We start from the raw sequence: 25,243 nt of genomic DNA, 5'->3' as shown, positions 1-25,243 counted from the left end.
CGTGAAGAAATGGCTGCTGTTGATCACCGCGATCCTGACCGAGGTGTCTGCGACTCTGTCTCTGCGCGCGGCCCTCGATCACCCCGCCTGGTACGTCGTGGTCGTCGGCGGATATCTCGCAGCATTCACCGCGTTGTCGTTCGTCCTGCGGGAGGGCATGGGACTCGGTGTTGCATACGGAATCTGGGGCGCAACCGGAGTTGTCCTGACCGCGGTGTTCGCGACTTTCCTTTTCGGCGACCCCCTGACAGCCACCATGGGCGTCGGCATTGCCCTGGTCATCGGCGGAGTCCTCTGCGTTGAACTCGGTTCCCAGGTTGCTGCCGACAGCGGGCCGGCGGACCCGGCATGACCTTCGTATTTCTGATCGCTGCAATTATTTCCGAGGTCACCGCGACGTTGTCACTACGGATGGCGTCGCAGGACGGCAGCGACAAACGATGGCTCGCGGTTGTCATCGTGGGGTACCTCGCCGCTTTCGCTTTCCTCACGCTCGCACTCGACGCGGGCCTGACGATCGGCGTTGCGTACGGCATCTGGACTGCTTGCGGGGTGGCGCTGACGGCAATCGCATCCCGCATTCTCTTTCGCGAACCGCTGACCAAGCTCATGATCGTGGGGATCGGCCTTATCGCGGCAGGCGTGCTTCTCATCGAACTCGGTGCGGGCCACTGAGCCCAGCAAACAGGGTGTAAGGTTTACCTAACTTTGCTTTGGAGGTAGTCCGCGGTGCCGATCCCTGCCCTTCGTGAAATCGACGGTGGCCTCCACCTGTCGGATTCCGACCGCCACACTCCGATGGCGCGCGCCGTCCCGACGCCGTTCCAACTGACGACGTACATCGTCGAGACCGACCACATCACCCAGTGGCCACAGCACGCTCATGCCGAGCACGAACTCATCTGGTCCGACCGCGGCGTCGTCAACATGATCATCGACAATCAACTCTGGACCGTCACGCCCGGCGTCGGCCTGTGGATCCCTCGCGGGGTCCTCCACGAAGGTCAGGCCAATCCGCACGTCGCATTCCGCGCCACTCTCTTCACCCCCGAGTTGTGGACTCCCGCCTGGAACGAACCGTGCATCGTGACCTTGAGTGAGGCAGCCCGGGTACTGCTGATACACCTCGCCCATACCGGAATGCCTGCAGAACAACGCCTTCGGGCACAGCAGGTCTGTGTCGATCTCCTCACCCCGGCATCGGCACCTCACTTCGACGTACCGATCCCCCGCGATCCCCGGCTTCGACAACTCGTCGACAAAGTGTTGTCGGATCCCGCCGACGATCGGTCACTCGACCAGTGGGCGCACGTTCTCAACCTCAGCCGACGCACGGTCACCCGGATTTTTGCCGCGGAACTTGCGCTGAGTTTTGCGCAATGGCGCACTCTGGTTCGCATGAGTACAGCGCTGGGCATGCTGGGGACCGGGATGAGTGTGAACGCCGTCAGCCGTCGAGTCGGGTACGGGACGTCGAGCTCGTTCATCGCTGCTTTTCGTAAGACGGTCGGCTACACCCCTGGCAATGCGCTCGCCGCTGTCAACTGACTCGAGCCTGACCTGTTGTCGACATCTGCTGGCCCCTTCGCTACACGCACGCGCCCTAGATTCACTTAGGTAAGCCTGCTCTCATGTGCGTACCGCGCTGAGTCGTGCAAGCACTTCCCCGATCTATCCCGAGGAGTTTCGCGTGTTCAGATCTGCCCGTCAGAGAATTCGTCCCCAACGGAAGAGGCGAATTGTCGTTGCGCTGATGGTGGCGGCCGCACTGCCTCTGACCGCCTGCACGCAGTCGTCATCGGACGCCCAGGAAAATAGTTCGTCGGCATCTGCTGTCGAGGACGGCGCATACCCCGTCACGATCGAGCACGCATTCGGCGGCACCACCATCGACAAGGAACCGACCAGGATCCTCACCCTCGATTCCGCAGCGGCCGACACTGTCATCGCCCTCGGCGTCACTCCGATTGCAATGCAGAAGGACTCGTGGGCCGGCGACGCCGACGGCTTCCTCCCGTGGACGCGCGCGGAACTCGAGAAGTCGGGCCAGCCGCTGCCCACACCGGCGCCGTACTACTCCGACAGCGGTGAGCTTCTGTTCGAGCAGATCCTCAATGCCGCACCCGACCTGATTCTGGCCCCGTACTCCGGTTTCTCCGAGCAGGACTATCAGCGCCTGAGCTCGATCGCCCCGACACTCCCCTACGACACCAAGCCGTACCAGCCGAGTTCGTGGCAAAACCTCGCCACCGATGTCGGCAAGGCCTTGGGGCGCCCGGCCCAGACCGCGGATTTGATCAAGTCCGTCGAGAATACGGTGGAAGAGTCGAAGACCAGCCATCCTGAATTCAATGGAGTCACGTTCGCCTTCGGGTCTTACATCCGCGAAGGCGAAACCGAAACGGCCATCTACGGCCCGGACGATCCGCGCGTGAAGTTCGTCGAAAACCTCGGACTCACAGTCGCTCCCGACGTGGTCAACGGTGCCAAGAACTTTGCAGGCGACTCGTTCCTGTTCGGCATCAGCATGGAAAAGCTCGACACGATCAACACCGACGTATATCTCGGATGGGCAAGCGATCAGTCGGAAGTCGACAGCACGTTGGCCAACACCCTGTTCGCACGGTGGCCGGTTATCGCCAACGGGAAGGACTTGTGGATCACCGACAATCGCCTGACAGCCGCCACCATGTACGTCAGCGTTTTGAGCGTTCCATGGGCAACTGACGAGCTGGTCCCCCAGTTGACCGAACTGGTTGCGAAGTAGCAGCTCGGCCCTCCTGATCAGAGACTTGTAGGCCACTCACTGCGCAGCGTTGCAAAAACCACAGTGTCGGTCCACTCGTTCTTGATCCACGCGTTCTGCCGAAAATGCGCCTCTCGCCGCAACCCGATTCGCCGCGCGAGTCGCGCCGAGGATTCGTTTCTCGCATCCATCTGCGCGACCACGCGGCGCAATCGGGGTGTCGCGAAGACCAGGTCGATCAGAGCGGTCACAGCTTCCGTCGCGAATCCTCGGCCGCCGAAGTCGGGCGAGAATGCCCACCCGACTTCGGCGGTGCGCTCGGTGTCGACAGCGTCCCCTGATTCGTCGACTAGCCATGCACTCGCGCTTCCGACAACCCGGCCCTCGTATTCGACAACAAGAGCCACCGCGCCCGCTGCCAGGTCGCGGCGAGACATTCTGGTCTGCACTGCCTCTCGCGCATCTTCCGGGCTCCAGGGTTCGTTGAACAAATACCGGCACACGTCGCTACGCCCGTAGAAGGTGAGAAGGTCCTGACGATCGCCGGGACGGTAGGTACGAAGCACCAGTCGATCCGTCCGAATTGTTACCGGCGCAGTCGTCGGCGTCATGCCTGCGTCCTCCACATCCATGCCGTCACGGTAGATCCTCTCGGATTCGTGAGCGAGCGAATATCGCGAGGATGTCCAGCGCTCAATGTTTGATTTGCCCCGTAGCGGGATACTTCACCACCGTAAATAGTCGCAATACGGAGTTACGCCAGGCAATTTCGCACTTGATACCAAGGGGCGGTCATGGCCGAGGAATCACTGGTCAAGCAAGGTGTGGCAAAAGGAAGCGCGCTGGGCGGAGCCGTTCTTCTCGTCACCGTCGGCGTGCTCGAAATTCTCCAAGGCATCTCGGCGATATCCAAGGACGATGTGACCGTTGTCGGCCCTGAATACGCGTACCAATTCGACCTCACCTCCTGGGGATGGATTCACCTCGTACTCGGCGTGCTCGTCACCGCTGTCGGAATCATGCTCTTCACCGGCGCGACGTGGGCACGGGTAGGCGCGATAATCTTCTGTTCGCTCTCGATCCTCGCGAATTTCCTGTGGCTACCCCACTCTCCGTGGTGGTCGATCACCATCATCGCGCTCGACGTATTCGTCATCTGGGCTGTCGCGACATGGAATCCCGACGTGATCTGAGGTCTCGACTCCGGATCCACCCATCGAATTCAGCGTTTTCATCTGTGCGGCAGCAGTTTCCCTCCGGAGAGGAACATGATGGCAAACGGCACGAACGACGGCCCACTCCAGGAGGACGAACGTGCCGAACTATCCAGGTTGCGGCAAGAGGTTGCAACGCTCCGCGAGCAGACTCCCAGCGCCCGCGAAACGACCGTCGAGCAAGTCTCCCGGCCACCTCGACACGGACTGCGGTGGACTGCCGTGGCGATACTGCTGGTGTTGGTCGCGCTCCTTGCCGTCTTGTCCGTGACCACCCGCTTCACCCGTAGTCAGATACTCGACACGGACCGCTACGTCAGTACGGTCGCGCCACTGGGCGAGAACCCCGCCGTTCAGGCCGAGATCACGAATCAGATCACCGACGAGATCTTCGATCGTGTCGACGTCGAGGGGCTCACCACCGACGCACTCACCGCACTGACCGACGTGTCGAATCTTGCGGCCAACGCGCCGCGTCTGGATCAAGCCGTAGTGGGGTTGGCACCGGTGATCGCCGGCCAGGCAAAGAGCTTTGTTCATGACACGGTGGGCTCGCTCGTTCGGTCACAACAGTTCGAGGACTTGTGGATTCAAGCGAACCGATCGGCGCACAACGCACTGGTCTCGGTCATGACCGGAGATTACGGCCCCAATTCCGTCGAAGTCGATCAGAGCGGAACCGTCAGCATTTCGCTCAGTACGATCATCGACAGGGTCAAAGCAGCTTTGATCGACCGCGGCTTCGCCTTCGCAGACAAAATCCCCTCCGTGGACAAGGAATTTGTTCTCTTCCAGTCCCCCGAGCTGGTGAAGGCTCAGCGAGCCGTCTCGGCACTCGACAAGGTCTCATCGGTGCTGCCGTGGTTGGGAATCGCTTGCGCGGCAGCCGCTGTCGCCGTTGCGCCAACCGGTCGCAGGCTCCGCGCACTGTCCCTGGTCGGCTTGTCGATTGCGTTGGGAATGCTGGTTCTCGCGATCGGAATTCTCATCGGACGCGCAATCTACCTCGACAGTGTGCCCACCGATATCCTCTCGCCAGACGCCGCGACTGCCGTCATCGACACAGTTCTGGTACCACTGCGCACGAGCCTGCGAGCGGTTGCGGTCCTCGGCGTGGTGGTCGGGCTCGGCGCCTACCTGGTCGGTGGGTCGTCGTCGGCGATCGCCGTTCGACGAGGCTACGGGCAGGCATTGGACTTCGTCCGGCATTCTTCAAGCGGCCGTACGCCAAATCAGGTGGAGCGGTGGGCCAATCAGCTTCGTGTTCCGCTGCGCTGCGCCATCATCGGCATCGCCGCACTGTTGCTGCTCTTCTGGCGCTACCCCACCGGTTTGGTCGTGGGTTGGATCGTCGTCATTGCGCTGGTTGCACTCGTAGCTCTCGAAGTGCTGGTTCGTCCGGCACGCGCCGCCGCGCAGGACGCCCGGCCTGACGACGCCGGAACCGACGACGCCAGGCCTGGGGCAGAAGATACGAAAACTACGCCAGCGCCTTTGCCTTGATTGCCTGGAATTCCTCTTCGTTGATCGCGCCGGAGTCGAGAAGCTCTCTGGCGTCGGCGATCTGCTGAGTCGGAGACCTGCCGGCGACGGTTCGAATGTAGTCACTCTGCGCGTGTATGTGCTGTTGAGCGGCCTCCATCGACCGCCGAGTCATTCCGTCATTCTTGACAACCACGTAGATCATCGCGGACAAGAATGGAATGACGAAGAGGAAAATCATCCACAACGCCTTGGCCCAACCCGAAGTCTCGTGATCACGGAACAAGTCGGTGATGATCGAGAACAACACGCTCAAATACGCCACAAAGGCAAAGCAGACGAAGATGAACCAGAAGAATTCCCAGAAACCTTCCATGTCAACGCTCCCTGTACTCGGTTTACACATAAGGAGTTCGGGAGGCTGACATTCCGCGCCTGAAATCTGCAGTCGGCCAAAACTCCCTGGTCCAAGGTCATTTCAGTATGCGCCGACGACGTCCGTTCCGGCTACAGTTCGAGAGGGTTCAGCACTGCGGACCGCTCATCCATTATCGGAATCACGATCACCCGGTTCGAGATCTCGTGTCTGGCCGCCTTTTCGACAAGGAGAGGCACGAAGTCACGTATCCGACAGCCCATAAAACGTTGGTGAATTGTTCGCACTCTGTTTTCGATCTCCGGTGGAGGAACATTCGGATACCGGGAAATCAGGCGAGTGATCACCCGCTCGACGTGGAGCAACTCTTCGTCGCCAGTCATTCATTAATGGTCGTCCGTCCAGGCGACTGCGTCAAGACTCGAAACAGGTTCGAAAACAACACGATTCGGGTCTCGATCACGGAGAGAATAGGTTGACCGAATACGGGGCATACACATACGAGCGGACGATGCCCCGCGCGCTCACGTCTCCAAGGAGTGGAAGTGGGAAAGAACGCTCGGATTCTTCACGACGACGCGGCACTCGTCGCAGAAAAACCGATGAAGAACAAGGTATACCGCCACGAACTCAAGCCGATGCACGGTGAGCTCGTGGCTTTGCAGGAGTGGGTCAAATCGTCTGGCGCCAAGGTCTGCATCGTGTTCGAAGGCCGAGATACCGCGGGGAAGGGCGGAGTAATCAAAGCCATCACCGAACGCGTGAGTCCACGAGTGTTCCGGGTGGTTGCTCTACCGGCGCCGACCGAGCGAGAGCATTCGCAGATGTATGTCCAGCGTTACGTCCCACATCTCCCGGCGGCGGGCGAGATCGTCATCTTCGACCGAAGTTGGTACAACCGTGCCGGAGTCGAACGAGTGATGGGCTTTTGCACCGAAGAACAGGCTCATCAATTTCTCCAGCTCATTCCGACCGTCGAACGCGCGATCGTGGAATCGGGAGTCATTCTGCTCAAGTACTGGCTCGAGGTCAGCGAAGAACAGCAGCTCTTACGTCTGCAAAGCCGGATCGACGATCCTCGAAAGATCTGGAAGCTGTCGAATCTCGATCTGAAGTCGTTCAGTCATTGGTACGACTACTCGCGTGCTCGCGATGAGATGTTTCGCTTCACCGACACCGGCTGGGCGCCCTGGTATGTCGCGAACAACGACGACAAGAAACGCGGACGACTCAACATCATCAGTCACATTTTGAGTCAGATCCCCTACGAGCCCGTGCAATCCACTGACATCACCCTGCCGAAACGGCAGAAGGCCCACGGCTACCAGACGCCCAAACAACCGCTTCACTGGATTCCGACCCGGTATTGACGATCGCCAAGGAAAGGACGTGCGGTCATGAGCCCCACGCCGTGGCATGCGCAGAGTGGCGAATCAGTCGTGTCCGTACTGCAGTCGGACCAGCAGCGCGGACTGCAATCGAGTGAGGCCGACCAACGTCGACAACGCTACGGGTCGAACGAAATCACCTCGACGCCACCGCCGTCGACGTGGTCGATCGCACTGCTGCAACTGAAAGATCCGATGAACTTGATGCTCGTCGCCGTGGCCGCGGTCAGCATCGCCATCGGTGAAGTGCCGACAGCGATCGTGGTGGCGGTGCTCGTCGTGCTCAACATCGTCCTCGGAACTCGACAGGAGTTGAAGGCACGGGCCAGCGTCGACGCGCTCGCCAAGATGCAGACACCCCAAGCGCGGGTCATTCGTGACGGGAACCTGATTCAGCTCGACGCTACCGAACTGGTGCCGGGTGACGTCGTCCAAGTCGAGGCAGGAGACATCATCGCTGCCGACGGACGGTTGCTCGCCTCGACGACCCTGGAGACACAGGAAGCCGCATTGACCGGGGAAAGCGCGCCGATCCCGAAGGACCCGAAAACGCTGAGCAATGAGGATATTCCACTCGGAGACCGCAGCAATCTGGTGTTCCAGAACACCTCGGCCACCCGCGGCACAGCGACCATGGTGGTCACCGAGACCGGAATGCAGACGCAGATCGGCCAGATCGCGTCGATGTTGTCGGCCGTCGCCCCTGGCAAGTCGCCACTGCAACGAGAATTGGACTCTCTCACCAAACTTCTCGGCATCATCGCGTGGACGGCCGTGATCGTCATCGTCGTCATCGGACTCATTCGTGGTCAGGACCTGACAACGCTTCTGCTCCTTGGTATCGCGATGGGAGTGTCCGCGATTCCGACCGGCCTGCCAACCTTCGTCCAGGCAATGCTGGCCTACGGGGCCCGTCAACTGGCCGACGCCAAGGCCGTCGTGAAGAACCTGACCGACGTCGAAACTCTCGGCGCGACCAGTGCAATCAACTCGGACAAGACCGGCACGCTGACCATGAACCAGATGACCGTCCGATCGCTGTACGTCCACGGCCGTTGGTACACGGTCGACGGCGAAGGCTACGCCAAAGCGGGAAGGATCACGCAGGTTGCCGGCGAGGCACCGCCCGACTTCACCCTTCTCGCATACGGACTGTGTCTCGACAGCGATGCGACGGTTTCCGATTCCGGGGAAGTTGTCGGCGACCCGACCGAGGCCGCACTCGTGGTGCTCGCGGCAAAGATCGGTGCCGACGCCCCACTCACCAGACGGACCTACCCGCGGGTGGCGACGGTTCCGTTCGATTCCGCGTACAAGTTCATGGCCACGTACCACCATCTCGAAGTCGACGGCGTAAGTCAGTTCGTCGGATTGGTCAAGGGCGGACCCGATGTCGTCCTCGCTCGGTGTTCTTCGGCCTTTCTCCCCGGCCGTCGGCAGGTCCCGATCGAGGAAGTCCGAGAAGAACTCACGGCAGCAAATCAGTCCATGTCCGAGAAGGGTCTTCGGGTGCTGGCATTCGCGGTCAGACGCCTCGACGGACGGGAAGACGCTGTCGTGGCGGACCCTATGTCCTTTGTCGAGGACCTGACGTTTGTCGGTATGGCAGGCATCATCGACCCGCTGCGTCCGGAGGCGGTCGATTCGGTGCGAACCGCACACCGGGCCGGCATCGAGGTCCGCATGATCACCGGCGACCATGCCATCACCGCCGCCGCGATCGGTGCCGAACTCGGACTCGGCCCGGGCGCGGTCGGCGGAGCCGAATTGCAAGCGATGACCGATGACGAACTCTCGGCCGCGTTGCCGAACCTGCACGTGTTCGGCCGAGTCACTCCGCAGGACAAACTTCGCTTGGTCGATGTCATGCAGAGCGGTGGCGCCGTGGTCGCGATGACCGGAGATGCTGTCAACGACGCCGCCGCGTTGAAGAAGGCCGATATCGGCGTCGCCATGGGCTCGGGCAGTGAGGTAACCAAACAGGCGGGCAAGATGGTGCTCACCGACGACAACTTCGGAACCCTCATCACCGCGATCACCCTGGGCCGCAACATCTACGGGAAGATCGTCTCGTACATCCGCTACCAGATGTCGAAACTCTTCTCGTTGGTTCTCCTCTTCCTCGCCGCGAGCATCTTCAACATCAACGAGGGTGTGGCACTGACACCGCTGATGGTGCTGTTCCAGCACTTCTTCATCACACTGTTCCCCGTCGCCGTGATCATGCTCGACCCGCCGCCACCGGATCTGATGAACAAGCCGCCACGCGATCCCAAGATGCCGATCGCACATCGAAGCGCAGTCGCTCAGTGGCTCGCGTACGGCGTCTTGCAATTCGCAGTGACACTCGCAGCGATGCTTCTCGCACCCGGCGAAATGAGCACTACTGAGGCGAATGTCCCCATGACCACCGCATTCGTAGTGCTCTCTCTCGGTTCGATATTCGCTGGGTTGACCATGCGGCGTGATCCCGAGTCCGGCCTTGTTCCGCCGGTTCTCGGTGCCATCAAGATCTTGACCATCCCCACGGTCGTGACCGTATTTGCCGTCGAGGCGGGTGTTCTCCAGGATCTCCTCATGACAACCTCACTGACCGGCGCCCAGTGGCTCGTCTGCCTAGGCTGGTCGCTGATCATCCCGGTTGTCGTCGAGTTGGAAAAGGCGATCCGACGCCGCCGCCTCTCACCGACACCTGTCGCCATCACCGCGACCACTGCAGTTGCCCCCGAGCGCGCCCGTCACTCCGCTGAGGGAGGGACAATCACACGATGACGTGGACGGAGGGTCTAGGTCGGCTACCGGGGATCGCGACTGCCCGCGGGTACCGCCGCGAATGGCTGCGAACCGACATCACAGCAGGGCTCGTCTTGACGGCCCTGCTGATCCCGGCGGGGATGGGCTACGCCGAGGCCGCCGGATTGCCCGCGTACGCCGGTCTGTACGCAACCATCGTGCCGTTGCTCGCGTACGCGGTAGTCGGACCGTCGAAGATTCTTGTACTCGGGCCTGATTCGTCGCTGGCACCGCTCATCGCCGCCGCAGTCATACCGCTGGCGGTGGTCGGCGATTCGGAGAACGCGCTTGCACTCGCCGGGGTTCTCGCCGTCCTTGTCGGGCTCATCCTGGTGATCGGCGGATTTCTGCGTCTGGGTTTCGTGACCGAACTCCTCTCGAAACCGATCCGCCTCGGCTACCTCAACGCCATCGCGCTCGTCGTCGTAATCGGTCAGATTCCCAAGCTGCTCGGTTTCTCCGTCGACGCGTCCGGCCTCCTCGGTGAAATCGGTGAGATCGGAAAGGCTCTGGCCGGTGGAGATGTCGATCCCCTCGCTGCCGTCATCGGCGTGGGTTCACTCATTGTCATTGTGGTCTTCCGGCTCTGGGTACCTGTTGTACCCGGTGTGCTGGTCGCCGTCGTCGCGGCAATAGTCTTGTCCGCCGCCGCCGGTCTCACCGATGACATCGGCATGGTCGGCGCACTGCCGGAAGGACTTCCCCTCCCCTCTCTCGGTGGAGTCACCTGGCAGGACGTCGGGCACCTGATCGGACCGGCGGCAGGTATCGCGCTGATTGCCTTCGCCGACACCGGCGTTCTCTCGCGCACCTTCGCCGCCCGCCACGGCGAGGACGTGAACGGCAGTACCGAGATGAAGGCGATCGGTGTCGCGAACGTGGCCGGCGGACTGTTCGGCGGATTTCCGATATCGGCGAGCGGATCACGGACGCCGGTAGCCGAACAGAGTGGGGCGCATACACAATTGGCCGGTGTCGTCGGAGCACTCGCCGTCCTGGTGTTTGTCCTCGTCGCTCCCGGACTGACGGCATATCTGCCCGATGCAACACTGGCCGCCGTCGTCATCGTCGCCGCGTGTGCACTGATCGACGTGGGCGGCATGGTCCGCATGTGGCGCATGAGCACCGTGGAATTCGGCCTCGCCGTCGCGGCGTTTCTGGGCGTTGCCCTGGTCGGGGTGCTTCAAGGCATCCTTGTTGCGATCGGACTCTCCTTCGTAGCGGTCATCGCGCAGGTATGGCAGCCACATCGAACCGAACTCGTCGAGACGGGCGAACCCGCGGGATTCCACGACGTCGAACGCCACCCGGACGGACATCGCATCCCCGGCCTCGTGTTGGTGAGATTTGACGCACCACTGTTTTTCGCGAATGGCGAGATCTTCGACGAGTACGTTCGCTCCGTCGTCGCCAAGGCACCCGACCCGGTCGAATGGGTGGTCATTGCCGCCGAGCCGATCACCGGGCTCGACACGACCGCCGTCGACGAACTCGTCGATCTGGATACATTTTTGGAGGGCAAAGGAATTCGATTGGCATTCGCGGAGATGAAAGGTCCGATCAAGGATCGACTCATCCGATTCGGGGTCGGCGACAGGTTCGATTCGACGCACTTCTACCCGACCATCGAAGCGGCCGTGAACGCATTCCGCACCCGAACCGGCGACTGACAACGCCAGGCAATCGGGAGCCTAAGCTGCATTAGGTACCGTTTGGTATGGGATTCACGACGGACAACGTTCCGGCTCGCCGTATCGCTCAGGTCGCCGGGGTGGGTGGGATTGCCGTCGGTGTCATTGCGCTGATCTCGTTGTACTCCACCAAGCCGATCAACCCGTTGATCGCCGTGGCCTCCTTTGTCCCGATGCTGCTTGCAGTCACACTCGCAGCGTCCCTGATATGCCTGGTTTTTCGCCGCTGGATCCTGCTGGCGATTTCGGTGGTACTGATAGCGGTGGGCGCGTCGGTGATCAGTCCACTGTATGTAGCAAACAGTTCCGAAATCGACGGGCCGTCTCTGCGTGTAATGCAAGCGAACCTTCTCTTCGGGCAGGCAGACCCCGTCAGTTTGACTGCGACGGTGCGTGAGAAGGCAGTCGATGTCCTGACGGTTCAGGAACTGACCACATCACTCGAAGGCTCTCTGAGAGATCAAGGGCTCGAGCAACTGCTGCCGCATCACTACTTGGTACCGGACGAGGCCGGCGGGGGTGGCGCAGGTATTTACAGTCGTTATCCGCTGACGGAAACTCGGGAATTGAACGGCTTCGGACCTACCAATCTTGTTGCTGAAGTGGGATTCTCAACCGCGTTCACCCTACTGGCGGTTCACCCCGGACCGGCGTACGTGACCCCGCCCGACGTGTGGACTGCCGAGCTGAGCACTTTGAGAAACGCGCTCGACGCCGCTGCCGCCGAGGAAACCGTCATCGTCAGTGGCGATTTCAACACGACCTTCACGCACAAGCAATTCCGTGACCTTCTCGACGTCGGCTACTCCGATACCGCAGACCAATTGGGAGTCGGCATCGTTCGCACCTACCCGGCGGACAAAAAATTTCCCGCGATCGTCGGCATCGACCATGTACTTCTGCGGGGTGCACAGGCGAAGTCTCTCGAGCGCATCGAGATCGAAGGTTCCGATCACTACGGCTTGATCGTCGACGTGGCGATCCCCCAGTAGTCGGAGAGCACCCGATCCGCGCGAACGCGTTACGGATCACCCGTGCTTCGGCATGCTTCGACCCGACACATCGATTGTTCGATGTAGATGATGCGGCGTACGCAGAACGATCGACCGGTCCACCACGGATACGCCCGGAAACTGCTCGGCGAGATAACCTTCCAAACGCTGCACGTCGTCGATCGAGCGCAGCCACACCGCCAATGCGATGTCGTAGCTGCCGATCGTCGAAGCAACAAGCCTCGCCTCACGCAGGAGGGAAAGGCGCTGAGCAATGGCTTCCTTTCGCCCCTCGAGACGTAAGAAATACCAGGCGTAGACCGGCCAGCCGGAGTAGGGCCGAGCAATCTCCGTGCGGACGACCAGGCGCCCCGTCGACAGCTCGTGAGAAAGGAGCGCCCCGGCGCGAGCCGGCGTGACGCCGAGGGCTGCAGCGAGGGCCGAGACGGTAATTCGTGGTTCGCGAGAAAGGATGTCGAACAGCTTCGACTGTTCCTCTTCGCTGGCGCGTACCCCACGACTCTTCGCCGCCGGGGCCGACTCGAGCGCGGCAATTTCTTCCGCATCGAGAGCACGTAGACGCCAGTTTCGTGCGTCGGAATTCGCCGAGGACACGATCTGAGTTCGCATCGCAGTGACCATCGGCAGCGATCGTGTTCGTTCCAAGACATACCTGGACAATTGATCGAGGTCAGTGCAGGTGAGCGTGACGAGTAGATCCCGATTGCCGGTTGTGAGATCGACTGTGAGAACTTCGGGATCGTGCGCGATCTGTTCGGCCACGCTCAAGGTCTGTGCCGGTGCGCATTCGATCTCGAGCAGTGCGGTCGCCGACACGATGGGACCCCCACGGTACGCAGCGATCCACGCTATCCCTTGCGAGTGCAGACGCTCCCAACGCCTGGTCAGGGTGACCGGGTCGGAACCGATCGCGCGTGAAAGCTCGGACCACGAGGCTCGCGGCCTGATCTGCAGTGCGTTCAACAGCCGAAGATCTTCGTCCTTGAGCACCTGATCCTGCACCGAGGACCTCACTTTCAAAAGAATGCTGCACCGAAACAGGATCGAAACGCATCGATCCTAACTTCATCACATCAATAGTCCACCAAATCCTGAACCTCGAGAACGCTTGCTTCTTGCGTTCGTTCGCCCCCTCGAGAAAGACACCGACATGACCGAAGCATTCCCTGTCTCGCATGACGATTCTCCGGTCAGCGATCAAACCCCGACGCAAAAGATCGTTTTCGCCTTGAGGTCGCCACGGCTGTGGATCGTGGCGATTCTGCTCCTCGCGCTTGCGGCAGGTGCCCAACTGATCGGCCCCGCAGTGATTCCTGTCGGCGCTGCCGCCATCACGATCTTGCCCATGGTGTGGGGACTGATTGCCGGCGGTCTCGTCTCGAGTCAGAACTGGAAACCTCTCGGCCTCGATCTTCAGGCCGCAGCCTCGGCAATCATGGGGCTGGCTGTTCTCTTGCTTTGCGCGAGACTGTCTTTCACCATCGGCCCGAACATCCAACTGTTGTTCGAGGCGGGCCCCGCCCTGCTACTGCAGGAACTGGGGCACTTGTTCGGCACTATCGCTCTCGCACTCCCGCTGGCGGTACTCCTTCGGATGGGACCGGCCACCGTCGGAGCCACCTTCTCCATCGACCGCGAGGGGTCCTTCGCGATGGTCAGTGAACGCTACGGTCCCGATTCCGACCAGTACCGTGGTGTCCTGTCGATGTACGTCTTCGGCACTCTGTTCGGTGCCGTGCTGATCAGCCTGATTGCGTCGCTGGCGACATCCTTCAACATCTTCGACCCCCTTGCATTGGCGATGGGTGCTGGGGTCGGATCCGGCTCGATGATGGCTGCCGCTGCCGCCAGCGTCGTTTCGGCGCACCCCGAGATGGCCGACCAGGTACTCGCCGTAGCGGCAACATCCAACATCATCACCGGCCTCCTCGGCGTGTATGTCGGCATGTATGTCGCACTCCCCCTTGCCGATCGAATCTACGGCGCACTCACCAAGCGCTCGAAGACGACCAGCGAACGGAAAGCCGACACTGCCCCACGAGCGGTTGCGCCGAGCGTCACCGTGCCGCTGACCACCATCGTTCCGATTCTGTTCGTCGGTGGGGTCATCGTCTCCTCGATCGCAGCGGGTGGCGTATCTCGATCGATCATCGTCGGTTACCTGATCCTCACCGGATTGTTGCTCCTGGGCGTCGGCGTGGCCCGCCTGACGCGCGGCAAGATCGCGGCGATGATCGCAATCATCACCATCGGCGCCTTGGCGACAACACCGTGGTCCCCCATCGGTGATTTCGTCTCGAGCACCGTCGGGACTGTCGACTTTCTCTCGATCTGCACCCTCACCTTGACTGTCGCAGGTCTCAGCCTCGGCAAGGACCTTCCCTTGCTCAAGACGATCGGCTGGAAGATCGTGCCCGTCGGAATCGTCGCGATCCTCGCCTCTTACCTACTTTCCGTGGTCGTCGCGGAGTTCGCGCTGGGCCTCTGGCACTAGAACTGCACCCGAAGACGCTGAGAACCGAAGACACCGCGATCCGAAGACACCGCGATCCGAAGACACAGAGAACCAAAGATGTTGAAAGGAAGCAATACCCATGTCCATCGCTGACACCCTCACCCACACAGACTCGGTTTCGAGCACGATCGAGAAGTGGGCATCACGCCTCATCGATGTCAGCCACACGATCCATGCTCACCCAGAGCTGGCATTCGAAGAGCATCGGGCGTCCGCCCTCTTGGCGGACGCCGCACAGGAAGCCGGCTTCACGGTTACTCGCGCCGCCTACGGCCTCGAGACGGCATTCGAAGCTGTGCGAGGCTCCGGCCCCTTCCGCGTCGTAGTCTGCGCCGAGTACGACGCCCTTCCCGACATCGGTCATGCGTGTGGACACAATGTCATCGCCGCTGCCGGACTGGGAGCAGCGATCGCGCTCGGAGAGGTCGCGGAGGAACACGGCCTGACTGTCGTCCTTCTCGGTACGCCGGCCGAAGAACATGGCGGCGGGAAAGTCTTGCTGCTCGAACGTGGCGCATGGGAGGGCGCGGCGATGTCGATCATGGTCCACGGCGCTGCAGGTGAAGACGTCAGTTGCACCGTCACCGGAACGCAGGCAGTCGACCGGTTCGACGTGACCTACACCGGACGAGCCGCACACGCGGCCGCTGCGCCACACAAGGGCATCAACGCAGGTGACGCCGCCACGATCGCCTTGGTCGCCATCGGACTTCTCCGTCAACAACTTCCGTCCGACGTCAGGCTCAACGCCTATGTCGAGCACGGCGGCGAAGCAACAAACATCATTCCGGCCTCGACGTTGGTGCGAGCGGAAGTTCGGGCCGCAGAACTCGACGTGCTGTTGGACGCCAAGCGTCGCATGCTCGCCTGCTTCGAGGGCGCAGCTGTGGCCAGCGACTGCTCCTGGTCGACCGAACGCGCCGAACCGCGCTACGAGGAGCTTGTTCAACATCGCGTGCTGGCGACGATCTGGGACGAGGAGATCGCGAGCCTGGGCCGCACCGCGGCCGCCCGAACTCCCCTGACCGGCGGCTCGACGGACATGGGCAACGTGTCGAAGGTGGTCCCCTCGATCCACCCGATGATCGCGTTGCGCGGCGTCACCGGAGTTCCTCACACTATCGAGTTTGCCGCTGATGCCCGCTCCGCAGCGGGCGACGAAGCTGTTCTGCACGGATCAATCGCAATGGCGCGCACAGTGATCCGAGCCGCCACTGGGGACTCGCGCTCCAATCTCCTGACGATTGCGGCCCAGCGCGAGTCAGGAGCGACCACCGTCACGAGCGCCGAATGAGCACCACCGGCGTCTATGTTTCCGCTCTCGAATTCTTCTCCATCGGCATCGGACCCTCCAGTTCACACACGGTCGGTCCGATGCGCGCCGCCCGCACTTTCGGCGGCGAGCTCTCCGCCGCCGGCTTGACCGCGTCGGTCGACCGAATTCGCTGCAACCTGCACGGCTCTCTCGCCGCCACCGGAATAGGTCACTGCACTCCCGACGCGGTGATTGCGGGACTTCGTGGGTTGGATCCTGAAACGTGCGAGCCGACCGACGTTCACGGGCGTTGGACCGAGCTGTCGGACGGCGGATCGGTGATGCTAGTCGGCGGTTCACTCGGACATGTTGTGTTCACTCGCGAGGACATGGTGTTCGAGCCACTCGTTCGCCGTCACGGGCACCCCAACTCGATGACACTGACAGCCTTCAAGGGTAACGAAATCGTCTGTACGAGTACATATCTGTCGATCGGTGGCGGATTCGTACTGCGCGCCGGAACGGAGACGCAAGCAAGCACGCATTCGATCAACTCAGGCTATCGAACCGCGAAAGAGCTACTGGCGGAATGCGGCTCCGGAACCATCGCCGAACTGGCACTGTCGGACGAAATCGCGATACACGGCCAGGATCGAGCATTCAACGGCATCGACGCGATCTGGTCCGCGATGCGCGTCTGCATCGAGCGCGGTACCCAGACCGAAGGTGTATTGCCCGGGCGTCTCGGAGTTCGCCGCAGAGCACGGTCTGCGAACATTCAACTGGAACAACGTAACTGCGCACCATCCTCACGCGAGTGGCTGACCGTCTATGCCATGGCGGTCAACGAAGAAAATGCAGCAGGTGGCCGCGTGGTAACGGCTCCGACGAACGGCGCGGCAGGAATCGTGCCGGCGGTGCTCTATCACCACATACGTGCGACGGGCGCAGGCGTTCACGACGTTCGAACCTTTCTCCTCACCGCTGCCGCAATCGGATCGATCATCAAGGCGAATGCCTCGATCTCGGGTGCGGAGGCGGGGTGCCAGGGTGAAGTCGGAGCTGCCTGCGCGATGGCGGCAGCCGGCTTGTGCGCTGTCATGGGCGGATCACCACGACAAATCGAGAATGCAGCTGAGATTGCCATGGAACACCATCTGGGGCTGACCTGCGATCCGGTTGGTGGCCTGGTCCAAATCCCCTGCATCGAACGAAATGCCGTAGCCGCCTCGACTGCAGTCACCGCAGCTCAGCTCGCATACCTGGGTGACGGGACGCATGTAGTGAGCCTCGATACCGTCATCGAAACCATGCGCCAAACCGGAAACGACATGTCCGTGCGTTACAAGGAAACCAGTGAAGGCGGACTCGCCGTCAATGTCGTCGAGTGCTGAGGGGATGTCGACGGCAGCGGCGACGGCGGGCGGACGCCATCACCGGAAATATCATCCTCTCGAACGATGAAGTCCGGTGTACCGATTTCTACACTCGTTGACATGACCTTGTGGACGGTGACCAGATGATCGCTCATCACGCTGGAGGAATCCCACTGCACAACTCTCCACTGCACAACACTGCGGGGCCGACGCGCTCGACGCAGTCCTCCGGTCGCAAGATCGCCGCGTTGATCGCGTTGGTCGCCGGTTTCTCCGCTGCCTTCGTTCTCGCCCCGGGCATGCTGACGAGTAGGCCGGGCGATGGGTACGCAGGCGAGGGGGAACTCGTCGAGACGGTCCGCGCCGCGTTCGTCGAATACTGGAGTTCCGGTGTCCAAGCCTTCTCTCCGAGCTTGGAGTCCGCTGTCGACTACTGGCTGCGTTACCACGTGGCCAAGGCTGTGATCGCGGTAATCCTGCTGACGGTTCTGCTCGCACTCGGCCGCATGGTCAAGGCGTCGTTCGTGAACGCCGGCTCTCTGACGGTTGTAAAGAAACTCGCATTCGTCTCGGCGGGAGGCCTGGTCACGCTCCTCGCGCTGTTCTCTTCGGTACTCGTGATGGCAAATGTCCAAGGTGTTGTCGCACCCTTCTCTTCGCTGATCTCGATGTTGCCCGTGGCCCAGACGGATGGGGCACTCTCCGAAACTGTCGGGCAGGTCCGACAACAGCTCGCTCAGTCGACGGCCACCGGAAATCAGCAAAGTCCCGCCCTCGAACTGATGATCAGCGACTTCACGCGGTATCACTTGGCCATGGCGGTGATCGCGCTGATCGCGGCAGCAATATCACTGGCCGTGACTGTGGTCGTGTGGGCACGCTTCGCGAGAACGGCACGATCCGACAGGCGGACGAGATTCATATCGGGGTCGATAGGCCTTCTCACTGCACTGTTCACGCTGGGATTGATCGTTGTCGGCGTAGCAAATATGGGCACCGCGGCAGACCCCGCACCGGCGCTGGCGGCGTTCTTCGACGGCGGGCTCTGACCCAAGTCAAGGGTTCAGGCCAGGGTTCCGTAGTCCCCCGGTACCGGTTGAGGAGGTACCTGGGGACTGCGTCTGCCGTACCCGGGGTCGATGTGTGAGTGCCCTCGGACAGGCAGAGTTCGACTCATGAAAACCGGAGCAAGACGCATCATGCTTGTCGGCCTGTGCAGCGCCATGGTTGCCGGCGCTGTAATCAGCTGCAGCACGGACAAATCCGCAGACAATCCCACATCCACCACTGACAAGGTCATGGACTCTGCCATCACCGGCCAGCTCGATTCGATCATCGACGCTGCGGTGAATTCGACGGGGATTCCCGGTGCGATGGTGGGCATTTGGGGACCCGACGGCAACTATGTGAAGGTTGCAGGAGTTGCCGACACTGCAACCAAGGCACCGATGGAGACCGACTTCTACCACCGGATCGGTAGCGTCACCAAGACATTTACCGTCACCGCCCTGCTGCAATTGGTCGACGAGGGAAAGATCGGTCTCGACGATCCGATCTCCCAGTACGTCGACGGGGTCATGGAAGGTGATGCGATCAGCTTGCGTCATCTGGCAGGGATGCGCAGCGGCCTCGTGGACTACACGACGTCTGAACAGTTTGTGATGGAATATCTTTCGGATCCTCGCCGAACTTTCACACCGGAGGAACTCGTCGGATACGTCAAGGACCTCCCACTCCAACTTCGACCAGGGACCACCGTCGACTACTCGAACACCAACACTATTCTGCTGGGAATGGTGATCGAAAAGGTCTCCGGCTCAAAACTGTCGGACGTCATCGACACCAAGATCACGACACCACTCGGCATGGAGCACACAAGCTTTCCCACGACCAACGCGTTCCCGACACCACATGCACAGGGGTACACCAACCAAACGCTCGACGAATCCGTGACCGCGGCGACGGACTGGAATCCGTCGTGGGGCGGCGCCGCGGGTGCAATGATCTCGTCGTTGGACGACATGCGCATCTGGGTTCCGGCGCTGGCCAAGGGCGATCTCCTCACCGACGACACTCAGAAGCAGCGCCTGCAGACCGTGAACTTGAGCGAAGGGGACGACAGCTCCGGCTACGGACTCGGATTATTCAACAGCGGTGGTTGGATCGGTCACAACGGAAGCCTGCCCGGCTACAAGACAGTCTCGGTCTACTTGCCCGAGAAGGACACCACCCTGGTCGTCTTCATCAACACCGACATCGACGGCGAGACTGATCTGACCAGCGCATTGATGGTACCGATCACCAAGTTGATCAGCCCCGACAACGTCTACGGCTGATCACCTCAGGTCCGATCCACAATTCGGACAAAAGTGACATACCGGGTTCGATCTGTCGATAAGCTCGACCGTCGGCAGATCGAAACCCGAAAGAGGCGCTCATGGGATCGTTGAACGACTGGCTACTCAACAGCGACAGCCCGCTCGTGGGCATAGTCGGCGGCATCCTGCTGACGATCGCAATGCTCTCCGGCGGTACGGGCATGTAGCCCATTCACATCAGCATGTGATTCATGACATCTTCACGTGACTCAACAAACATGTTCGTTACGAACATGTTCGTGTACGGTGAAAACATGCCGAACCAGCCAGCAAGTCCATCGAGCCGACGCAATCGTCCGGCCAAACCCGCTCTGACACGCGAGGGCATCGTCAGTACCGCGGTGGAAATCTTGCGGTCGGAGGGGTTGCAGAAGTTGACCATGCGTCGACTCGCCCTCGAACTCGACACCGGGCCGGCGTCGCTGTACGTGTACGTTCAAAATACCGCCGAATTGCACGCCGCCGTTCTGGACGAACTGCTCGGAGTCGTGGACCTCGCCGAAAATTCCTCCGGCACTTGGCAAGCGCGCCTCGAACGGGTGCTGACGTCCTACACGGCCATACTGTTCGATCATCCCGGCCTTGCCCAGTCGGCTCTCGTTTCCCGGCCCAGCGGAGTTCACTACGTACGCCTGCTCGAGCGCCTGCTGGCATTGCTCGACGAAGGCGAAGTCCCTTCGGGTCAAGCCGCGTGGGGCGTGGACTTGCTGCTGCAGTACGCGACGTCCACTGCTGCCGAACACTCGGCGCCGAACAATTCCGCCGACTCGGATGCCCAATGGAGCGCGTTGACCGACGCAATCCGGAACGCAAACCCGCAGACGCACCCACTCGTCGCAGGCCATGCAACAGCTCTACTTGCCGGTGAACCCACCGCGCGCCTCTCCTGGGGATTCCGCACGCTCATCACGGGCATCGAGAACACCCCACTCACTTCTTAGGAACCCACCATGAACCACTACCCCATCGCAATCATCGGCGCCGGCCTCGGCGGCCTCACCCTCGCCCGAGTCCTCCATCTCCGCGGAATCGATTCGGCGGTATTCGATTTCGAATCCGGACCAACAGCTCGGACCCAAGGCGGGATGCTCGACATCCACGAAGACTCGGGCCAGATCGCGCTTCGTGCCGCAGGCCTCTACGACGAGTTCCGCGCACTCGTTCATCAAGGCGGCGAAGAGACACGCGTCCTCGATCGAAATGCCGTCGTGCACCTGAGCGAGCAGGACACCGGAGACGGCGACCGCCCGGAAATCGACCGCGGCCAGCTGCGTGACCTACTGCTCAGCTCAATTCCGAAAGAAACAATCCGCTGGGGAGCAAAGGTCCGCAGTGCCCATCCGTTGCCGGACGGTCGGCATGAAGTCCACCTCGTGGATGGCACCCACTTCACCACCGATCTCCTGGTCGGCGCCGACGGCGCGTGGTCGAAAATTCGCCCACTGGTTTCAAACGCCACTCCTGCCTATACCGGAGTATCTTTCGTGGAGTTCGACCTTCACGACGCCGACAACCAGCACGCGAAGGCCGCTGAAACAGTCGGCGGCGGAATGATGTTCGCGCTCAGTGCCGACAAGGGCTTCCTTGCCCACCGTGAGACCGACAACAGTCTGCACATCTATGCCGCCCTGCGAGTTCCCGAGAACTGGTCAGCGAGTGTCGACTTCTCCGACGATCATATTGCGAAGAAGATTCTGCTGGAACACTTCTCGGACTGGGACGAGTCGCTGCGGTCACTGATCGTCGAAGCGGACAGCTCGCTGACCCCTCGCCCCATCCATGCTCTTCCCATCGGGCACAGTTGGAGCCGTACTCCCGGGGTCACTCTGCTCGGGGACGCAGCGCATGTCATGTCGCCGTTTGCCGGAGAGGGCGCGAACCTGGCAATGCTCGACGGCGCCGAACTCGGCGAGGCGATCGCGTCACATAGCGGCACGGAGGAAGGACTTGCTGCCTACGAAGAACGACTCTTCCCACGCAGCGCCGCATCGGCACAACAGTCGGCTGACGGTCTGGACATGTGCTTCGGCGAGAACGCACCCCAGGGGCTCCTGGACATGTTCAACTCACAACCGTGACCTGACGAATTCGGATCAGGTCGTCATGCCTCGAGGGCAAGCGACGAAGACAAACCACGGTGGGCTTCGACTTCATCGAGCAGTTGGTGGGCTTTCTGCTCGACCACGGACAGTGCATCGGCGCCGGCGACCCACCGACGCGGGGGTAGCGGCGAATCGACAAGTGCCACAAGTGCCGCGGCAAGTTTCACCGGATCCCCACCCTGGGCACCGTTCATGCTCTTCCACGCTTCGACGGTCTTGCCAGTCCGGGCGTCGTAATCGTCTATCGACAATTCAGGCCAGATCGACGACGCACCCTCGACAAGCAGTTCGGTCCGGAAGAATCCCGGCTCCACGATCGTCGTCCCGATCCCGTACGGTTCGACGTCGAATCGCAATGATTCCATCCAGCCCTCCAGCGCAAATTTCGACGCGGCGTAGGCTGCGCAAAACTCCTGACCAACCAGGCCCGCAAGCGAACTGACAGTCACGACATGTCCACTCCGTTGCCTACGCATCACCGGCAACACCGCCCGTGTCACATTGATCGGCCCGAAAAAGTTGGTCTCCATCTGAGCGCGAAGTTGCGCCGGACTGACAACCTCGAAGAACCCGGCGTAGAAGTTTCCGGCGTTGTTCACCAGCACATCGATTCCACCGAATCGTGCAACTGCCGTGTCCACCGCAGCATATGCGGCTTGTTCGTCGGTGATGTCCAAGGCAATCACCAACAGGTCGTCATGCTCACCGATCGCTGCAGAAACACGGTCCGCATCACGCCCCGTTGCCACCACCGCGTGCCCGCCGGCAAGAGCCGCCTGCGCAATGTCGACTCCCATGCCCCGGCCTGCGCCGGTTACGAACCAGACCTTCTTGTCACCCATGTTCACTGTCCTCCCGTTTGATGGAGTCCAGTACAGAACAGATTCCACGGGCCTGGGAGTGCCTATCGTTCCCGGTAACAGCAGACCCCCTCGACGCCCCTCCTACTCGCGAAGAGTCGTCAAGAAGGCAATGCGGTCGCCGCGGTAAAGCGAGCGAACCCGCTCGATCGGCACACCATCCGGGTCGACAGACGTGCGGTGCAGTAGAAGCATCGGCATCGAGGTGGTGGACTCGACGAGGGTTGCCTCCCGCGGTGAGGCAAGTACCGTCTCGATCCGTTCGGTTGCGGAGGCGAAGACCACGCCGATCGAGCGAATGGCCGCGTAGAGCGATGTCGTCGCGTCGAAAGCGTCGAGCATCTCACCGAACCTGCTGTCCGGCAGGAAGGTTGATTCGAGTCCGATCTTCTCGCCGTCGGCAAAGAGGACACGCTCGAGATGAACGACGCTGTCGCCCACCTCGATACCCAACTCCGTGGCGAGACCGTCGTCGGCCGACATTCGTTCGAACGTCACAACCTTACGACTGGGCACTCGCCCAGCACTCAGTGCGCCTTCGGTATAAGAACGAATCGAGAGCGGCTGAACCAACTTCGGACTCGCGACGACAGTGCCCCGCCCCCTCCGCTCGATCCGTCCTTCGACAAGCAGATCACGAAGCGCTTGACGGACCGTCTCGCGAGCGACAGTGAACCGTGCCGCCAATTCCCGCTCGGACGGGACTGCGTCGCCCTCCTCGAGCCCACTGAGAATGGTCTCGATCTCGGTGCGCACCCGGTAGTACTTCAGCTCCGGTTCGATCACGACGCTCGAGGTCCCCGGCCCGGTGGACGTCTGCTGATTCATGGCGCAAGCGTACAAGAATTCGGTCTATACCAATTGTTAACCTGGAGTTCGTCTCGATTCCCCCTATTGGTCTAGACCAAACGTCACTATCTCTACATGCGAATTTTGATTGTGGGCGGAGGAATCCTCGGAACGGCGCACGCCGACGAGGCAATCCGCCGGGGACACGACGTCATCCATCTCGAACGCGAGCCCGAAGCCCGCGGTGCAACGGTACGGAACTTCGGATTGGTCTGGGTATCCGGGCGTGCTCCGCACGAACTCGAAGCCGCGCTGCGTTCGCGCGAGCTGTGGGCGGACCTTGCCGCCCGTGTCCCCGGCGTCGGATACCGCCCGGCCGGCTCCATCACCCTCATGCGCACCGAGGAGGAGGTCGCGGTCGCGCAGGAAGCGTTCGCTCGGCCGGACGCCGACAACCGAGGGTTCGCACTTCTCGATCCCGACGCCGTTCGCGTCGTCAACCCCGCGCTCCGGGGCAAGTTTCTCGGCGGACTGCACTGCACCCTGGACGCCGCTGTCGAGTCACGGCAAGCGCTCCCCGCCATCCGTTCTTACCTCGAATCCACCGGCCGTTACACCTTCCACGCCGGAACGGAAGCCCGCGAGATCACGACGAAAACCTCCGGCGTACATGTCCGCGACGACCACGGTCGCAACTTCGACGCCGATCTCGTGATCGTCTGCCCCGGAGCAACACTCGGCGGATTGGCCCGCGATCTCGCCGGCGATCTCCCGTTGCGACGTGTGCGCCTGCAGATGATGCAGAGCGCCCCACTCGGCGAAAAGCTCACCACCGCAATCGCTGACGGTGACAGCTTCCGCTACTACCCCGGTTTCGCCGGATCTGCCCTCGATCACCTTCGCACGGTGCAGCCACAGGAACCGACTGCCGAGGAGCACCGCATGCAGCTCCTGTGCGTGCAGCGCTTGCACGGCGGTCTGACCATCGGTGACACCCACGAATACGAGGAGCCCTTCGACTTCGACGTCGACGAGGCGCCCTATCGCCATCTGTCCGGAGTCGTGGAAACACTTCTGGGACGCGATCTTCCGCCCATCGTCAAGCGATGGGCGGGCGTCTACAGCCAGTGCCTCGACCCCTCACAACTTGTTCACCGCGCACAAGCCGCCGACAACGTCTGGGTGGTTGCCGGTCCCGGTGGCCGCGGCATGACGCTCGGCCCGGCATTGGCGGAACAAACCGCCGACCAGCTCGGTCTCTGAAT

General features: G+C 61.5%; 24 protein-coding genes. 18 read left to right on the top strand and 6 right to left on the bottom strand.

Annotated features, from left to right (window positions below):
* Nucleotide 1: 1 nt before the first annotated feature.
* The 4 genes from ABX74_RS11135 (at nucleotide 2) to ABX74_RS11120 (ending at nucleotide 2,767) form a co-directional block, all read left to right on the top strand.
* Complete coding sequence (locus ABX74_RS11135; protein WP_019748028.1) at nucleotides 2–352, top strand: DMT family transporter; 351 nt, start codon at nucleotides 2–4, stop codon at nucleotides 350–352.
* On the top strand, nucleotides 349–675 hold the full coding sequence (locus ABX74_RS11130) for a DMT family transporter (RefSeq protein ID WP_047888837.1): 327 nt from the start codon (nucleotides 349–351) through the stop codon (nucleotides 673–675). Before ABX74_RS11135 ends, ABX74_RS11130 begins: the two co-directional genes overlap by 4 nt.
* Before the next feature lie 54 nt (nucleotides 676–729).
* Nucleotides 730–1,548 carry a helix-turn-helix transcriptional regulator gene (locus ABX74_RS11125; protein ID WP_047888836.1) on the top strand — a complete coding sequence of 273 codons (819 nt, stop codon included), beginning with the start codon at nucleotides 730–732 and terminating at the stop codon, nucleotides 1,546–1,548.
* Nucleotides 1,549–1,690: 142 nt separating this feature from the next.
* Entirely contained in the window at nucleotides 1,691–2,767 is a 1,077-nt protein-coding gene (locus ABX74_RS11120; RefSeq protein WP_223257885.1) for an ABC transporter substrate-binding protein, read from the top strand.
* A 17-nt stretch (nucleotides 2,768–2,784) separates the two neighbouring features.
* Here ABX74_RS11120 and ABX74_RS11115 read toward each other — a convergent pair whose 3' ends face one another.
* Nucleotides 2,785–3,378: a GNAT family N-acetyltransferase gene (locus ABX74_RS11115; protein ID WP_047888834.1), complete on the bottom strand. Its 594-nt coding sequence runs from the start codon at nucleotides 3,376–3,378 to the stop codon at nucleotides 2,785–2,787.
* A gap of 162 nt (nucleotides 3,379–3,540) precedes the next feature.
* On the opposite strand from ABX74_RS11115, the gene ABX74_RS11110 reads away from it, so the two are divergent.
* Together ABX74_RS11110 and ABX74_RS11105 are read left to right on the top strand one after the other, a co-directional pair.
* Nucleotides 3,541–3,939, top strand: a complete 399-nt coding sequence (locus ABX74_RS11110; protein WP_019748023.1) for a hypothetical protein — start codon at nucleotides 3,541–3,543, stop codon at nucleotides 3,937–3,939.
* Between the two features lie 78 nt (nucleotides 3,940–4,017).
* Complete coding sequence (locus ABX74_RS11105) at nucleotides 4,018–5,463, top strand: hypothetical protein (RefSeq protein ID WP_047888833.1); 1,446 nt, start codon at nucleotides 4,018–4,020, stop codon at nucleotides 5,461–5,463.
* On the opposite strand, the gene ABX74_RS11100 is transcribed toward ABX74_RS11105, so the two are convergent.
* Complete coding sequence (locus ABX74_RS11100) at nucleotides 5,441–5,818, bottom strand: SHOCT domain-containing protein (protein WP_020969370.1); 378 nt, start codon at nucleotides 5,816–5,818, stop codon at nucleotides 5,441–5,443. The two genes, ABX74_RS11105 and ABX74_RS11100, sit on opposite strands and share 23 nt — an antisense overlap.
* 131 nt (nucleotides 5,819–5,949) lie before the next feature.
* Nucleotides 5,950–6,201 carry a three-helix bundle dimerization domain-containing protein gene (locus ABX74_RS11095; protein WP_020907398.1) on the bottom strand — a complete coding sequence of 84 codons (252 nt, stop codon included), beginning with the start codon at nucleotides 6,199–6,201 and terminating at the stop codon, nucleotides 5,950–5,952.
* A 219-nt stretch (nucleotides 6,202–6,420) separates the two neighbouring features.
* Between ABX74_RS11095 and ppk2 the strand changes: the two genes are divergently transcribed.
* Genes ppk2 through ABX74_RS11075 form a run of 4 tightly spaced genes read left to right on the top strand, consistent with a single transcriptional unit; the run spans nucleotide 6,421 to nucleotide 12,682 of the window.
* On the top strand, nucleotides 6,421–7,188 hold the full coding sequence (gene ppk2 / locus ABX74_RS11090) for a polyphosphate kinase 2 (RefSeq protein WP_153212522.1): 768 nt from the start codon (nucleotides 6,421–6,423) through the stop codon (nucleotides 7,186–7,188).
* A gap of 27 nt (nucleotides 7,189–7,215) precedes the next feature.
* Entirely contained in the window at nucleotides 7,216–9,978 is a 2,763-nt protein-coding gene (locus tag ABX74_RS11085) for a cation-translocating P-type ATPase (protein WP_047888832.1), read from the top strand.
* Entirely contained in the window at nucleotides 9,975–11,669 is a 1,695-nt protein-coding gene (locus ABX74_RS11080) for a SulP family inorganic anion transporter (RefSeq protein WP_019748017.1), read from the top strand. Before ABX74_RS11085 ends, ABX74_RS11080 begins: the two co-directional genes overlap by 4 nt.
* Before the next feature lie 47 nt (nucleotides 11,670–11,716).
* The gene (locus ABX74_RS11075) at nucleotides 11,717–12,682 is read left to right on the top strand and encodes an endonuclease/exonuclease/phosphatase family protein (RefSeq protein WP_029255157.1); all 966 of its coding nucleotides are present in this window, start codon (nucleotides 11,717–11,719) and stop codon (nucleotides 12,680–12,682) included.
* A gap of 36 nt (nucleotides 12,683–12,718) precedes the next feature.
* On the opposite strand, the gene ABX74_RS11070 is transcribed toward ABX74_RS11075, so the two are convergent.
* Nucleotides 12,719–13,717 (bottom strand): Lrp/AsnC family transcriptional regulator, encoded by a 999-nt coding sequence (locus tag ABX74_RS11070; protein ID WP_223257884.1) that lies wholly within the window; start codon nucleotides 13,715–13,717, stop codon nucleotides 12,719–12,721.
* A gap of 136 nt (nucleotides 13,718–13,853) precedes the next feature.
* On the opposite strand from ABX74_RS11070, the gene ABX74_RS11065 reads away from it, so the two are divergent.
* From ABX74_RS11065 to ABX74_RS11035, 7 genes are all read left to right on the top strand, one after another.
* Nucleotides 13,854–15,197 (top strand): DUF3100 domain-containing protein, encoded by a 1,344-nt coding sequence (locus tag ABX74_RS11065; RefSeq protein WP_029255155.1) that lies wholly within the window; start codon nucleotides 13,854–13,856, stop codon nucleotides 15,195–15,197.
* 100 nt (nucleotides 15,198–15,297) lie between these two features.
* Nucleotides 15,298–16,512, top strand: a complete 1,215-nt coding sequence (locus tag ABX74_RS11060; RefSeq protein ID WP_047888831.1) for an amidohydrolase — start codon at nucleotides 15,298–15,300, stop codon at nucleotides 16,510–16,512.
* Complete coding sequence (locus ABX74_RS11055) at nucleotides 16,509–17,867, top strand: L-serine ammonia-lyase (protein WP_047888830.1); 1,359 nt, start codon at nucleotides 16,509–16,511, stop codon at nucleotides 17,865–17,867. Before ABX74_RS11060 ends, ABX74_RS11055 begins: the two co-directional genes overlap by 4 nt.
* A gap of 125 nt (nucleotides 17,868–17,992) precedes the next feature.
* The gene (locus ABX74_RS11050) at nucleotides 17,993–18,898 is read left to right on the top strand and encodes a hypothetical protein (RefSeq protein WP_223257883.1); all 906 of its coding nucleotides are present in this window, start codon (nucleotides 17,993–17,995) and stop codon (nucleotides 18,896–18,898) included.
* Nucleotides 18,899–19,024: 126 nt separating this feature from the next.
* Complete coding sequence (locus ABX74_RS11045; protein ID WP_047888828.1) at nucleotides 19,025–20,185, top strand: serine hydrolase domain-containing protein; 1,161 nt, start codon at nucleotides 19,025–19,027, stop codon at nucleotides 20,183–20,185.
* A gap of 296 nt (nucleotides 20,186–20,481) precedes the next feature.
* On the top strand, nucleotides 20,482–21,168 hold the full coding sequence (locus tag ABX74_RS11040) for a TetR/AcrR family transcriptional regulator C-terminal domain-containing protein (RefSeq protein ID WP_020969360.1): 687 nt from the start codon (nucleotides 20,482–20,484) through the stop codon (nucleotides 21,166–21,168).
* Nucleotides 21,169–21,177: 9 nt separating this feature from the next.
* Entirely contained in the window at nucleotides 21,178–22,305 is a 1,128-nt protein-coding gene (locus tag ABX74_RS11035; RefSeq protein WP_046378404.1) for an FAD-dependent oxidoreductase, read from the top strand.
* Nucleotides 22,306–22,328: 23 nt separating this feature from the next.
* Here ABX74_RS11035 and ABX74_RS11030 read toward each other — a convergent pair whose 3' ends face one another.
* Together ABX74_RS11030 and ABX74_RS11025 are read right to left on the bottom strand one after the other, a co-directional pair.
* Nucleotides 22,329–23,171 (bottom strand): SDR family NAD(P)-dependent oxidoreductase, encoded by an 843-nt coding sequence (locus tag ABX74_RS11030; protein WP_020969358.1) that lies wholly within the window; start codon nucleotides 23,169–23,171, stop codon nucleotides 22,329–22,331.
* A gap of 102 nt (nucleotides 23,172–23,273) precedes the next feature.
* The gene (locus ABX74_RS11025; protein ID WP_020907385.1) at nucleotides 23,274–24,017 is read right to left on the bottom strand and encodes a GntR family transcriptional regulator; all 744 of its coding nucleotides are present in this window, start codon (nucleotides 24,015–24,017) and stop codon (nucleotides 23,274–23,276) included.
* A 96-nt stretch (nucleotides 24,018–24,113) separates the two neighbouring features.
* Between ABX74_RS11025 and ABX74_RS11020 the strand changes: the two genes are divergently transcribed.
* Nucleotides 24,114–25,241: a TIGR03364 family FAD-dependent oxidoreductase gene (locus ABX74_RS11020; RefSeq protein ID WP_047888827.1), complete on the top strand. Its 1,128-nt coding sequence runs from the start codon at nucleotides 24,114–24,116 to the stop codon at nucleotides 25,239–25,241.
* Nucleotides 25,242–25,243 lie beyond the last annotated feature (2 nt).

The organism is Rhodococcus sp. ARP2 (assembly GCF_001029585.1).
In the GTDB taxonomy this organism is placed as follows: domain Bacteria; phylum Actinomycetota; class Actinomycetes; order Mycobacteriales; family Mycobacteriaceae; genus Rhodococcus_F; species Rhodococcus_F erythropolis.
This window is presented reverse-complemented; position numbering and strand designations above follow the sequence as displayed.